This window comes from Bacillus xiamenensis, from assembly GCF_000300535.1.
In the GTDB taxonomy this organism is placed as follows: Bacteria; Bacillota; Bacilli; order Bacillales; family Bacillaceae; genus Bacillus; species Bacillus xiamenensis.
This window is the reverse complement of record NZ_AMSH01000012.1, coordinates 54,201-67,285: the sequence shown is the minus strand read 5'-3', so window position 1 is coordinate 67,285 and position 13,085 is coordinate 54,201. Positions and strand designations below refer to the sequence as shown.

The 13,085-nt window shown below is 41.4% G+C and carries 14 protein-coding genes; 7 read left to right on the top strand and 7 right to left on the bottom strand.

All coding sequences use genetic code 11. The features are described 5' to 3' along the window. Nucleotides 1-33 precede the first annotated feature (33 nt). Nucleotides 34-699, bottom strand: a complete 666-nt coding sequence (locus BA1_RS06675) for a YkyA family protein (RefSeq protein WP_008356998.1) — start codon at nucleotides 697-699, stop codon at nucleotides 34-36. Nucleotides 700-934: 235 nt separating this feature from the next. On the opposite strand from BA1_RS06675, the gene BA1_RS06670 reads away from it, so the two are divergent. Both BA1_RS06670 and def read left to right on the top strand, forming a co-directional pair. Then, nucleotides 935-1,108 (top strand): YjcZ family sporulation protein, encoded by a 174-nt coding sequence (locus BA1_RS06670; RefSeq protein WP_117590933.1) that lies wholly within the window; start codon nucleotides 935-937, stop codon nucleotides 1,106-1,108. Nucleotides 1,109-1,220: 112 nt separating this feature from the next. Then, on the top strand, nucleotides 1,221-1,778 hold the full coding sequence (def, locus tag BA1_RS06665; protein WP_008356994.1) for a peptide deformylase: 558 nt from the start codon (nucleotides 1,221-1,223) through the stop codon (nucleotides 1,776-1,778). A 38-nt stretch (nucleotides 1,779-1,816) separates the two neighbouring features. Here def and BA1_RS06660 read toward each other — a convergent pair whose 3' ends face one another. Continuing rightward, nucleotides 1,817-2,596, bottom strand: coding sequence for a Cof-type HAD-IIB family hydrolase (locus BA1_RS06660; protein WP_008356992.1), 780 nt, complete (start codon nucleotides 2,594-2,596; stop codon nucleotides 1,817-1,819). 394 nt (nucleotides 2,597-2,990) lie between these two features. Between BA1_RS06660 and BA1_RS06655 the strand changes: the two genes are divergently transcribed. Then, the gene (locus BA1_RS06655) at nucleotides 2,991-3,200 is read left to right on the top strand and encodes a DNA-dependent RNA polymerase subunit epsilon (RefSeq protein ID WP_008356990.1); all 210 of its coding nucleotides are present in this window, start codon (nucleotides 2,991-2,993) and stop codon (nucleotides 3,198-3,200) included. Nucleotides 3,201-3,205: 5 nt separating this feature from the next. Then, nucleotides 3,206-4,873, top strand: a complete 1,668-nt coding sequence (gene rnjA, locus BA1_RS06650) for a ribonuclease J1 (RefSeq protein WP_008345116.1) — start codon at nucleotides 3,206-3,208, stop codon at nucleotides 4,871-4,873. Nucleotides 4,874-4,978: 105 nt separating this feature from the next. Here the strand turns inward: rnjA and ade are convergent, their stop codons facing one another. The 5 genes from ade to BA1_RS06625 all read right to left on the bottom strand — a co-directional run bounded on the left by ade (nucleotide 4,979) and on the right by BA1_RS06625 (nucleotide 10,248). Further along, the gene (gene ade, locus BA1_RS06645) at nucleotides 4,979-6,709 is read right to left on the bottom strand and encodes an adenine deaminase (protein ID WP_008356988.1); all 1,731 of its coding nucleotides are present in this window, start codon (nucleotides 6,707-6,709) and stop codon (nucleotides 4,979-4,981) included. A gap of 259 nt (nucleotides 6,710-6,968) precedes the next feature. Then, nucleotides 6,969-7,637, bottom strand: coding sequence for a potassium channel family protein (locus BA1_RS06640; RefSeq protein WP_008356985.1), 669 nt, complete (start codon nucleotides 7,635-7,637; stop codon nucleotides 6,969-6,971). Between the two features lie 37 nt (nucleotides 7,638-7,674). After that, nucleotides 7,675-8,508, bottom strand: coding sequence for a gamma-glutamylcyclotransferase family protein (locus BA1_RS06635; protein WP_008356984.1), 834 nt, complete (start codon nucleotides 8,506-8,508; stop codon nucleotides 7,675-7,677). An 18-nt stretch (nucleotides 8,509-8,526) separates the two neighbouring features. Further along, on the bottom strand, nucleotides 8,527-9,822 hold the full coding sequence (locus BA1_RS06630) for an ATP-binding protein (RefSeq protein ID WP_008356982.1): 1,296 nt from the start codon (nucleotides 9,820-9,822) through the stop codon (nucleotides 8,527-8,529). Nucleotides 9,823-9,969: 147 nt separating this feature from the next. After that, nucleotides 9,970-10,248, bottom strand: coding sequence for an AbrB/MazE/SpoVT family DNA-binding domain-containing protein (locus BA1_RS06625; RefSeq protein ID WP_008356980.1), 279 nt, complete (start codon nucleotides 10,246-10,248; stop codon nucleotides 9,970-9,972). 276 nt (nucleotides 10,249-10,524) lie between these two features. Here BA1_RS06625 and mreBH point away from each other — a divergent pair, with 276 nt between their 5' ends. The 3 genes from mreBH to BA1_RS06615 all read left to right on the top strand — a co-directional run bounded on the left by mreBH (nucleotide 10,525) and on the right by BA1_RS06615 (nucleotide 13,077). Beyond that, entirely contained in the window at nucleotides 10,525-11,532 is a 1,008-nt protein-coding gene (mreBH, locus tag BA1_RS06620) for a rod-share determining protein MreBH (RefSeq protein ID WP_008356978.1), read from the top strand. Between the two features lie 74 nt (nucleotides 11,533-11,606). Further along, the gene (locus BA1_RS19165; RefSeq protein WP_008356975.1) at nucleotides 11,607-11,738 is read left to right on the top strand and encodes a protein YkpC; all 132 of its coding nucleotides are present in this window, start codon (nucleotides 11,607-11,609) and stop codon (nucleotides 11,736-11,738) included. A 106-nt stretch (nucleotides 11,739-11,844) separates the two neighbouring features. Beyond that, nucleotides 11,845-13,077, top strand: coding sequence for an aminopeptidase (locus BA1_RS06615; protein WP_008356973.1), 1,233 nt, complete (start codon nucleotides 11,845-11,847; stop codon nucleotides 13,075-13,077). Nucleotides 13,078-13,085: the final 8 nt, after the last annotated feature.

Here is a 13,085-nt window from a genome sequence, read left to right as displayed (position 1 = left end):
GACTGTGTCTAATATTTGGGGTGCACTTCATTTTCAGCTCTTTTTTGACCCTTGGTATGCCGCTCTGTATAAAGCCTGTTTATGTTCGTTCAATTGATCTGTATATTGATTGAACTTCTTACTTTCTTTTCTGACTTTGCTGTATGAACGATTCACTGATTTTAGTTTGGATTTCAGCTCTTGATATCCTAAGTCTTTCTTTTTTAAGGATTGGTACAAATGCTTGTCTTGTTTCAGCGCCTTTTGATACTCACGGTACAGCTGATCATACGATGCATACCTTTTTTGAATGGATTGGACGGTTTGATCTGCTTTGGCTTTTACTTCTTCATCTTTTATCCGGCTCGCGGATTCCTTTACCGCTTCAAATTCTTTTTTCGCCTTTTCCATGCTCTCTTTTTCTGTTTTCAAATGTTCTTCACGCTTCGCAGCTGATGCCAATGCTTGATCAGACAGACTAGATACTGTTTTTGGATGGTCCTTTGTTGTTTGTATCATTTTTTCATATAACTGCTGTTCTTTTTCCTCATAGCTTTGCAGTGTGCCTTGTTCTTTTTGAAAGGATGCCTCTTTTTCGCTCATTTTCGTCATGGCGTCTTGCATCTCATGAAACGGATTTTGGCCTCCGCACCCCGTAAGCAAGAGGGTACATATCCCCGCTAAAGCAGCACCTGCTTTTATGCTTTTCATCTGTTTCATTACAAGGTCCCCCTTTATATCTCCACATACCACTATAATTTTTCAGGGCGTTTATGACAAGGATAGAACTTGTCCTTTTGAGGGGGGGAGAAGATTTTTTTCATGCTCTAGGCTCATGACTATACAAATAGTGCATTCATACATAGTTTATATTACACGCTTCGCCTTCACTTATGAGAGGCCGAGTGTATTTCCAAAGGAGGTCAAAAGTATGTCTAATTATAGTCATGGAAGTATGTATGGTGGATACGGCGGGTACGGTTACGGATACGGTGGCGGCTGTTGCTATCCAAGTTATGGTGGCGGGTACGGTTACGGTGGTGGACGTACATTCGCTTTAATCGTCGTCCTATTCATTCTATTGATCATTGTTGGTGCAGCATTCTTAGGCGGCGGTGGCTGCTGCTAATGGCTGAATAAGCCTCTGACCGGTCTCATGCGACCGGTCTTCTTTATTTCATTGCATATGTTGTGTATCATTTTATATACTTTACATACAAAGGAAATAGGAGTGAAGTTTTGTGATTACCATGGATGATATCGTGCGAGACGGGCACCCCGTCTTAAGACAAACAGCTGAAGCGGTTGAACTCCCGCCAACAGAGGAAGAAAAACAGCAATTAGCGGACATGATCGAATTTGTCAAGAATAGTCAGGATGCAGACATTGCTGAAAAATATGGACTCAGACCCGGTGTTGGCTTAGCAGCTCCACAAATCAATATCAGTAAACGAATGATCGCTGTTCACTGTGAGGACGAAGATGGAGAGCTTTACAGCTATGCCCTATTCAACCCTCGTATTGTCAGTCATTCAGTCAAAAGAGCTTATTTAGCCACTGGAGAAGGCTGCTTATCTGTTGATGAGGCCATCCCTGGATTTGTCCCGCGTTATGAAAAAATCAGGGTGAAAGGCACAACACTTGAAGGTGAAGAGATTGATATCCGCCTAAAAGGGTTCCCGGCCATCGTTTTTCAGCATGAAATTGATCATTTAAACGGCATTATGTTTTATGATCATATTCAAAAGGATCATCCATTCGCCGAGCCAGACAACGCTGTTGCAATCGGCAGATCATAAATGAAAAGAAGACCCATCCATCAAGCGGGTCTTCTTTTTTATTCTTCAATAAGGCCTAATTCGGTCAAGGCGTGAAATATGCCGCCTTCATCTACAGGTTTGGTGACAAAATCAGCTAATTGCTTTAATTCATTTACGGCATTCCCCATAGCAACACCAGTTCCAACAAACGAAATCATTTCTCTATCGTTCAGCCCGTCTCCAAAGGCAACGGTGTCCTTTTGATCGTAAGACAGTCTTTCCATCACTCGTTTGATTCCTTCAGCCTTTGATCCACCTTTTGGCAGCACATCGGTAGACACCTCATGCCACCTGACAAGGTCAATTTCTTCACGAAACGCCTCGTATTGATCTTCCTCTTCTGCTTTACAAAATAACAGCATCTGATAAATATCATGTTCTTTAAAGAAAGACAAATCATGCTCGGGATGCTCTGTTTTCAAGGTGCCAATCCCTTCATGGATAAACGGATGGTTCGGCACAGACGCCTTCATCGTTTCTTCTCCCATGAAAACAAGCGGGTGATCATGGTGATCCGCTGTTTCATAAATTTTTTCCATGAGCTCCTGTTTGAGCGGATTCCTGTAAATGACGTCTCCCTTGTGCAAGACATATTGACCGTTATACGCAATAAATGAGTCAAGCCCTAATTCTTCTAAAACAGGCTGAATCAGAAAAGGCGAGCGTCCAGATGCAATGAATAGATGATGCCCTTTTTCTTTTAATAAACGAACAGCTCGCTTCGTTGATTCAGGTATTTTTTTATCATGGTCATATAAAGTACCGTCGATATCAAAAAAGATGACTTTTTTCTTCATATCTCGTCTCCTGTCACTTGTTATGTATACATTCTCCCCTTCATCATACAGAAAGATTTCCACTAACGAAACCACTTCCTCTTAAAACGCCCATTTCCCACATATAACCATGTAACATTTAGTGGAAACATCATATAATACAAGTATACAGAGAGAACGGAACATACTGCCTAGTTATACTCATACCGAAAGGAGGCGATCCACGATGCTTCGTCGTCTGCGTAAGAAAATTCGAAGACAATGGAAGGACATGCTTCGTAAAAAATCGATTGCTTAAAGGGATCTTCCGCACATTTGCTGAAGGTCCTTTTTTCTCTGAGACTTTTCTTATGCGCGTTTTTTTAATATAATAGAATAAGCGAGTGTAACATACGGTATTTAAGGAGAGATTTGGATGATATATAAGGTATTTTTTCAGGCAAGTACGACTGAGGTACCTGTAAGAGAACACACAGATTCACTATACGTTGAAGCGGTTTCTGAAAGAGACGTACGCAATAAGTTGAAAAAACATAACTACAATATTGAATTCATTCAGCCTGTAGACGGTGCTTTTTTAGACTATGAACGAGAAAGTGAAAATTTTAAAGTATTGGAGCTATGAGAGGAATGAAATTTGTAAAAAACGATCAGGCGGCAGTTTTTGCGCTCGGCGGTTTAGGCGAGATCGGTAAAAACACGTATGGCGTTCAATTTCAAGATGAAATCATTTTAATTGATGCTGGTATTAAGTTCCCTGAAGATGAGCTTCTTGGAATTGATTACGTCATCCCTGACTATACGTATTTAGTTAAAAACGAAGATAAAATCAAAGGTCTTTTCATTACTCACGGACATGAAGACCACATCGGCGGTATCCCTTACCTTCTCAAGCAAGTGAATATTCCAGTTTACGGAGGCAAACTCGCAATCGGCCTACTTCGTAACAAATTGGAAGAACATGGTCTATTAAGACAGACAAAACTTCACATCTTTGAAGAAGAAGATACAATTAAATTTAGAAAAACAGCTGTGTCTTTCTTTAGAACGACGCATAGTATTCCAGATTCTTATGGAATTGTTGTAAAGACACCTCCTGGTAACATCGTACATACAGGTGATTTCAAGTTTGACTTTACTCCTGTTGGCGAGCCTGCCAATTTAACGAAAATGGCGGAGATCGGGAAAGAGGGCGTCCTTTGCCTTCTATCTGACAGTACAAACAGTGAAATTCCAGAATTTACGATGTCTGAAAGACGTGTAGGAGAAAGCATTGATGACATCTTTAGAAAAGTAGATGGACGTATTATTTTTGCCACATTTGCATCAAACATTCACAGACTTCAACAGGTGATTGAGTCCGCTGTTGCCAACGGCCGAAAAGTCGCTGTGTTTGGGCGCAGTATGGAGTCTGCCATTGATATTGGACAAGAGCTCGGCTATATCAAATGTCCAAAAAACACGTTCATTGAACACAATGAAATCAACCGCCTTCCAGCAAACAAAGTGACCATTCTTTGTACTGGAAGTCAGGGTGAACCGATGGCAGCTCTTTCTCGTATTGCGAACGGTACACACCGCCAAATTTCCATTAATCCTGGAGACACTGTTGTCTTCTCATCTTCACCGATCCCAGGTAACAATATTAGCGTAAGCCGTACCATTAACCAGCTTTATCGTGCTGGGGCTGAGGTTATTCATGGCTCACTGAATAATATTCATACATCCGGACACGGCGGACAAGAAGAACAGAAGCTGATGCTCCGTTTAATTAAACCAAAATTCTTCATGCCAATTCACGGTGAATACCGCATGCAAAAAACGCATATTAAATTGGCAAATGATTGCGGAATCCCTGAGGAAAACTGCTTTATCATGGATAACGGTGAAGTTCTTGCACTGAAAGGTGACGAAGCAAGTGTCGCTGGAAAAATTCCATCAGGCAACGTGTATATTGACGGTAGCGGGATTGGCGATATCGGTAACATCGTGTTAAGAGACCGCCGCATTCTTTCAGAAGAAGGTCTTGTCATTGTTGTGGTCAGCATGGACATGAAAGAATTCAAAATTTCTGCTGGTCCTGATTTGATCTCAAGAGGTTTTGTCTACATGAGAGAATCTGGAGACCTCATTAATGACGCGCAAGATTTAATTTCAAAGCATCTTGAAAAAGTAATGGAACGCAAGACGACACAATGGTCAGAAATTAAAAACGAAATTACTGACACACTTGCACCTTTCCTATATGAAAAAACAAGACGCCGCCCAATGATCTTACCGATCATTATGGAAGTGTAATAACAAGTAAAGAGACACATGCCAACTGGCTGTGTCTCTTTTTTTATGTTCAAATATATGAAAAACCCGCATATAGACCATCTACATGCGGGTTTAGTCATTGTTTTATGATTGAATCGGTAGATGCTGAAAGCTTCTCACATCGAACAATCCTTTTGTTGTCATTTTCACATCAGGAATGACTGGAAGTGCCAAGAAAGACAGGGTCAAAAACGGATTAAAATCTAAAGAAAATCCTGTTGCATTTAACGCTTCATGGAGTGCATGAAGACTTTCATTCACCGCATGCGCAGGTTGATCTGATAATAAGCCCGAGATCGGCAATGGAAGCGTATGAAGCGGCTGGCCGCCCTTCACAACGGTCAAACCGCCCCCTGCTTCTTTTAACGTCTCAATCGCTTTGATCATGTCAGCATCATTTGTACCAACGGCAATTAAGTTATGCGAATCATGCGCCACCGTTGTTGCAATCGCACCATTTTTCAAGCCAAAGCCGCTGACAATCCCTACCCCAATTTCAGAAAGACCTTGATGACGTTCGACAAGCACCATTTTTAATACATCTCGATCTGTATCACTAGTGAATTGTCCATTGAGATTAGATGGAGATACTTGTTCTAATTTCGTTTCAAGCTGATTTGGAATAATGCGAATGACGTTCATCTTTTGATGGTCTCTGATAGGCAGCGTTAGATCTTTCTCTTGAACGTCCACTGCATGTACCGATTTCATTAATGAAAGATTTGGCGTGACCTTGTCGACACGCGGTTGATATTCTCCATGCTCGGAGACCAATTCTCCAGCAATAAAGACGCTTGTGATATCCACCTTATTCAAGTCAGAAATAAGCATAAAATCAGCATCAAAGCCTGGTGCAATCGCTCCCTTTGTTTTGAGGTCAAAACATTCTGCTGCGTTTAAACTGCCCATTTGATACGCTAAAAAGGGGTCCAATCCTTCTTTGATGGACATACGTACTTGTTCATCAATACTTCCTTGCGCCAGTAAATCATCTAGATGTTTATCATCGGTACAAAAGAAAAAGCGTCTCGCATTCTTTTCATTAACAGCGGGTAAGACGTTTTTCACGTTTTTGGCGACAGACCCTTCTCTCAGCATGACATACATGCCTCGTTTTACACGTTCAAGGGCTTCCTGAGCCGTTGTTACCTCATGATCTGTTTGCACATTGGCTGTCCGGTACACGTTAATTAATCGGTCCGTTAAGCCTGCTAGGTGGCCATCAATCAATTTATCTTCATGTTGAGCATCGAGCAGCTTTTGAAGCATATCTTCTTCCGCCTGCTCCACTCCGACATAATCCATGACTTCGGCAAGACCAAGCACTTCTTTCTCCTCATAAAGAGGCTTTAAATCTTTCGCTTTTAGCGTAGCACCTGATCGTTCAAAGCTGACTGCTGGTACACAGGATGGCAGCATGAAATATATATTTAAAGCAGCTTTTCTCGCTTCTTTGAGCATAAAACGGATACCTGCAACACCTGACACATTGGCAATTTCATGCGGGTCTGTTACGACAGTTGTCACACCGTGAGGAACAACAGCTTTGGAGAATTCAGCAGGGGTCACCATGGAGGACTCGATATGAACGTGGCCATCAATAAAACCAGGAACAAGCATTTGACCTGCTGCATCCAGTTCCCTCTCTCCCTCGTACTCTCCAATCCCTACTATTTTTCCATTTTCTACAGCGACATCAGCGTCTATCCATTCCTGGTTAAACACGTCCATGACCTTCGCATGTTTAATCACGAGGGCTGCTTTTTTTCTCTTTGCAGCGACCTCAATTTGATGTCTGAAAAGCTCCTTATCCAACGACACTGCCTCCTCCGAGTAAACAATATAATGTTTCTTATCGTAAACGAATCTGTGTGCCCAGTCAATGACATTTAGAGAAAATCAGCCATATCAGAGGATTGATTTTTATTTCTGAATAGTGATAATTGCATGAAAAATAACGACGGTTCTTTTTGCTGGTGGTCAGACGAAAAACAGCTTTTCTGCAAAGCTTTCTCCTCTTCATTGTCCGCCCGAGGTGTACATATCCATATAAAAAAACACCCCGCCGGAGTGTTTAATATTCGTTCTGCATTTCTCGTTTTTCAAAGCGTCCAATATCTGCTACTGATCCAATGACGATAAGGATATCTTCTTTTTGAATCATTTCATCTGCAAGCGGTGAAACAATGACTTCTTTCCCGCGCTTAATTGCTACAATATTAATCCCGTACCTTGCACGAATGTCGAGATCTAAAAGGGAATGCCCAGCTAGTCTGCTGTTTGCGACGATTTCAATAAGACTGTACTCATCTGACAGCTCGAGATAATCGAGCACGTTGTTGGAAATGATTTTATGTGCAATCCGTCTGCCCATGTCTCGCTCTGGATGAACAATGCGATCGGCCCCAATTTTGTTAAGTACTTTTTCATGGTAGTCATTTTGAGCTTTCACTGTGACCATTTTGACGCCAAGCTCTTTCAGCATAATTGTTGTTAAAATACTTGCTTGAATGTTCTCTCCAATCGCCACGATGACATGATCGAAATTACGAATGCCTAGATTTTTTAAGACAGATTCATCCGTCGAATCACCAATCACCGCATGTGACGCAATTTTAGCGTATTCGTTCACACGATCTTCATTCATATCCATGGCCATGACTTCAAGTCCTTCTTCGCTCAGCGCCTTGCAAATACTTCCGCCAAAGCGCCCAAGACCAATGACTGCATATTCCTTTTTCATGTTCAGACTCCTTTTATATCACTTACCATGCATTTTACTACGGTTTGATTAATGAATCCATATGCGACCGAATTTTTTTACGGAACGCTTCACTTAAGTAAAGGTCTGCTCCTTTTTCGATTTCACTTCGATAATGAGCGGGAGGAGCAATTTCTTCATTCTTTTTTAAGACGAGAAAGGTTAAGCAGTCCTGATAGACTTGATCACCTATCGTGACATCGACAAAGGCTGGGCGATACGTGCCTTCATAAACACCTTCTCGCTTGTACAAATAACGAATAGCATCAAAAGGCACCTCGTATAGAACACCCTCTGTTTCTCCGCCGTCTTCTACCATATCGGCTCTTGATCCATCAGGCCGCACGAGTGTAAATCTAGTGGTAAAACGATCAAGTGCACCACCGCCGATGATCTGTTTGAAATAATGATCGACTTTGGCAAGCTTAAACCTTGCATCATCCATACAGGAACCGTAGGCAAAATAATAAAAGGATGACGGCTTGCGCTGCCACAGCTTGTATTCCTTCCAGTAGCCGCTCTCAATCTCCTTTAGTCCTGATGCCTTCTGCTCACCTACTGTATATGCAATGGCTTGTATCTGACCCTGATCTGTCATGACATCTATTTCCTGCTTGTCATACCCTTCCTCTAGCTCACCTATCTTATTCAACGTTTCATCGCTTACCTCATACAATTCTCCGTATACTGCATAATGTTCAGAGACAACACACACTGGGTATCCTGCACCTGTATCGTACAGCCTCCCTTTGATCCAAGCAGACGTTGCGAATAGACTGCTTTCTTTCATGAATGTCTCGTGGTCCTTTTCGTGCTTTAAAAGTGTCCCATATACAAATAACGTCTTCATCATCATCACATCCCTCTCGCCTTACTGCTGCCTGCTTTTTTGATACACAGGTAAATAAATATGAAAAGCTGTCCCTTTTCTGAGTTCACTCTTTACATCCATTCTTCCATGATGATCTTTTAAAATCGTCGCACAGATTGTTAAACCAAGTCCAGTTCCTTCTTTTTTCGTAGAGAAGAAAGGATCGTATATTTTCTGAATGTCATCTTCAGACATCCCTTTTCCTTCATCTTGAATCGTGATTTTCCACTCATTCATGACTTTTTCTGTTGATATGTATATGCTGCCGCCTTCAGGCATCGCCTCTATTGCATTCTTGATTAAGTTAATGAACAGCTGTTTCATTTGATTGGCGTCTGCTAATATGGCTCCAGCATCCTTCTTTTTAAATGGCTGTTTAAGGTCAATATTCGAAAGAACGGCATTTGTGTTTAGTAGGGTAATGACCTGCTCTAGCAAATCATGAAGCTGTACTTCTTGAAAATGGACCGATTGAGGCTTGGCTAATACAAGCAGCTCACTTAAAACAAAGTCAATCCGTTTAATTTCAGAAAAGATGATATCAAAGTAATCGGTTCGTTCAGGGTATTGTGTTTTCATCAGCTGCAAAAAGCCGTTTACTGAGGTTAGCGGATTTCTGACTTCATGGGCAATCCCAGCGGCTATTTGTCCTGCCACTGCCAGCTTTTGTGCCTGCATTTGCAATTGCTGATTGGACCTTTCAAGCTCGAGCTTTGCCTGCTTTTGTTTCGTGATATCAGCAACCGTTCCAATGCCTCCAGTAAACTGGTTCTGCTCATCAAAATAAAGCTTATAATGAACATCTCCCCATACTTTTCTTCCATCTTTATGAACAAGCTGCAGTTCAACCCGTCCCTCATCCTTATGCTCTTTTATCACAGATAACAAATGCTGGACGACATGTTCCTCTTGATCAAAGTACTGATTATACATCGTACCTAGACATTCCTCTATGTCGTACCCCATCATGTGTTTCCATGCTTGATTTAAAAAAATGATTTGACCTTTTTCATTTGTTTCAAAAACGATTTCTTGCAAGTTATCTGTTATTCGATTCAGCCGCTCTGTTAGTTCGTGTGCTTCTTTTTCTCGTTTGTTTAAATCTGACACAAGTAAATTTAACCGGTCTACATAGCCTGAGACGACCCAAATACCAGCTAAAACAGCGATTGTAAAGGCTAGATCGAGCGGCCAATTAATTTGATAGCCGCCGAGATAATAAAAGAAATCCCAGCTTAAGATTAATAGAAATGCAAGAACAGATAACAGGATCCGTACTTGGTATGTTTTGTTCAAATGATTCCACCTGCCGCCCTGAGATTCTTTGTCAATTGTACCATTTTCCACTTGTTTTTTGAGGGAGATGGGGCATTTTTAAGGAACTTTTTGCAGAAAAAAAATAGCCTGTTCTCATCACAAAGGAAGAGAGCAGGCTATTTTTATTTACTGTTGAAGGGCCTCTTGAAGCTCTTTTAGCAGTAGTTCTGCGCCTTCAGCGCTTAATGTAATGGCACCATTTCCATATTCATGGTTCTCTGAAGTAATCTCACCCGTCATGAGACAAACGCCTTGAGGCTGATATTTTTTCAAGACGATTTTATCTCCATCTATAAAAAATTCCATACTGTCTTTAATAGCGATATCAAGTGCTCTTCTCAATTCGATTGGCATCACAATACGTCCTAGTTCATCTACTTTTCTTACGACTCCGATAGATTTCAAATTCGTTCCCTCTTTCTTTCGTTAGCTCAAGATCAATCTGTTTTTCACCAATTGATATATCGTAGACGTAAGAGATTTTTAAAAGGTTTCTCCTCTTTAAAAATTTTTTTCATAACCGAAAAATCAAAGGTAAAATTTATTGTGATTGTCAAAATGAGACTTGAATTTTACAGATTCATTTCAAGGTGATCACAAACCCCCACAAATGACATCTATCCTTTGAACTTTTAAATGTAAAATTGTTTAAAACAGCAAAAATAGAGATTGGGTGAAAACATGTTTCAACATGCCGAAATTGGAATTGATTTGGGAACAGCTAACATATTGGTTTATAGTAAAAACAAGGGAATCATTTTAAATGAACCATCCGTCGTGGCAGTAGACACAGAAACAAAAACTGTTCTTGCAGTCGGATCAGAAGCAAAAGAGATGATTGGGAAAACACCTGGGAAAATTATGGCGATCCGTCCGATGAAAGACGGTGTCATCGCTGATTATGATATGACCACAGATTTACTCAAACAAATTATGAAAAAAGCAGGAAAAAATATCGGGTTTACCTTTAGAAAACCGACCGTTGTTGTATGTACACCTTCTGGTTCAACCGCTGTCGAGCGCCGCGCAATCAGCGATGCTGTCAAGAATTGCGGGGCAAAGCATGTGCATTTAATTGAAGAACCTGTCGCAGCTGCCATCGGTGCTGATCTACCGGTAGACGAGCCTGTTGCAAACGTCGTTGTCGATATTGGCGGAGGAACAACAGAAGTGGCGATCATTTCATTTGGCGGCGTTGTCTCTTGTCATTCGATTCGAATTGGCGGCGATCAGCTGGATGAAGATATCATTACATTTGTGAGAAAGAAATATAATCTACTGATCGGTGAGCGGACTGCTGAGCAAGTGAAAATAGAAATCGGTTATGGACTCATTGAGCATGAGCCTGAATCATTAGAAGTACGTGGACGCGACCTTGTCACAGGCCTCCCAAAAACGATTACACTTGAATCTCATGAAATTCAAGGCGCTATGCGTGAATCACTTCTTCATATATTAGAGGCGATCCGTGCCACATTAGAGGACAGCCCTCCAGAGCTCAGTGGTGATATCGTAGACCGCGGCGTGATTCTAACTGGCGGGGGTGCACTGTTAAACGGGATTCAAGAATGGCTCTCTCAAGAGATTGTCGTTCCAGTTCACATTGCAGCAAATCCACTTGAATCTGTCGCAATCGGAACGGGCCGTTCATTAGAAGTCATTCACAAATTGCAAAAAACGTTAAAATAATCTTCCTGTCCTACTTCTTTTTTCATCATTTCGATCATATTGTGAGGAATGGATAAACGTGAAGGAGGAAGAACATGTTGCTTGATTTAAGTAAACGGGTCGTTGTCACAGTCATTTTAACCGGTATTATTTTAGGAGGAATGAGCTTGTCGTTTTCACATATGCCCCCTTCTAATGCACAGCCTGTGAAACAACTGAACCGCTAAAAAAGCCGCACGAAAGCGGCTTTTTTATTTTGCTTCAAAGCGGCTCCCCATTTTCCTTTTCGGTCTTAAATCTGATATGATGAACATGACTAAAGGAGGGTTTTTTATGAGTTCATTCGAAAAACAACTAGATCAATATGCAAAGACCATCGTTGAAGTCGGTGTGAATGTTCAAAATGGTCAAGAAGTGGTCGTATCTGCGTTTACTGAATCTGTGGACCTTGTCCGCCTTGTGGCAAAACATGCGTATAAGCGCGGAGCGAAAAACGTACATATCCGCTGGAGTGATGGTGTTCTCACCCGGTTAAAATATGAACATGCCCCACAAGATGTTTTTGAGCAATTCCCAGAATGGGAAGCACAAATGATGGAAACCATCGCAAAACGCGGTGGTGCTTTTATTACCATCTTGTCAGAAAGCCCCGATCTTCTGCGTGGCATTGACTCGAAAAAAATTGCTGCACAGCAAAAAGCTGCTGGTTCAGCACTTCATACATATCGTCAATACGTTCAATCTGACAAAGTCGCTTGGACGGTCGTAGGTGCTGCGTCAAAAGATTGGGCGAAAAAGATTTTTCCTGAGCATACAGATGAAGAGGCTGTCTCTTTATTATGGGAACAAATCTTTAAAGTCGCCCGTGCTGATCAGCCAGATCCAGTTGAAGCATGGAAAAAGCATGATGAGTCACTAAATGAAAAAGTAACCGTCTTAAATGAACGTCATTACCACAAGCTGCACTATGAAGCGCCAGGTACAGATTTAACGATCGAGCTTCCTGAACAGCATATTTGGGTAGGCGCCGGCAGTGTAAGTGAACGCGGTGTATCATTTATGGCCAATATGCCAACAGAAGAAGTATTTACTGTCCCTAAAAAAGACGGCGTAAACGGGACGGTCTCAAGCACAAAGCCGCTCAGCTATGCCGGAAACATCATTGATGATTTTACATTAACCTTTGAAAATGGCCGTATTATTGATGTGAAAGCAAAAGAAGGCGAAGACATTTTAACTTCTTTGATTGAAACAGATGAAGGCTCTCATTATTTAGGTGAGGTTGCCCTCGTACCTGATGATTCACCGATTTCCAACTCAAATATTCTCTATTACAATACACTTTACGATGAAAATGCATCCAACCACCTTGCCATCGGCAGCGGTTATGCATTTAATATCGAAGGCGGTAAAGAGATGAAACGAGAGGAATTAGACGCAGCGGGTGTGAACAGCAGTATTACACACGTCGATTTCATGATTGGTTCAAAGGAAATGAATATTGATGGGATCACAAAAGATGGTAAACGTGAACCGATTTTCCGTAATGGAAATTGGGCTTTTTAAGCAGTAAC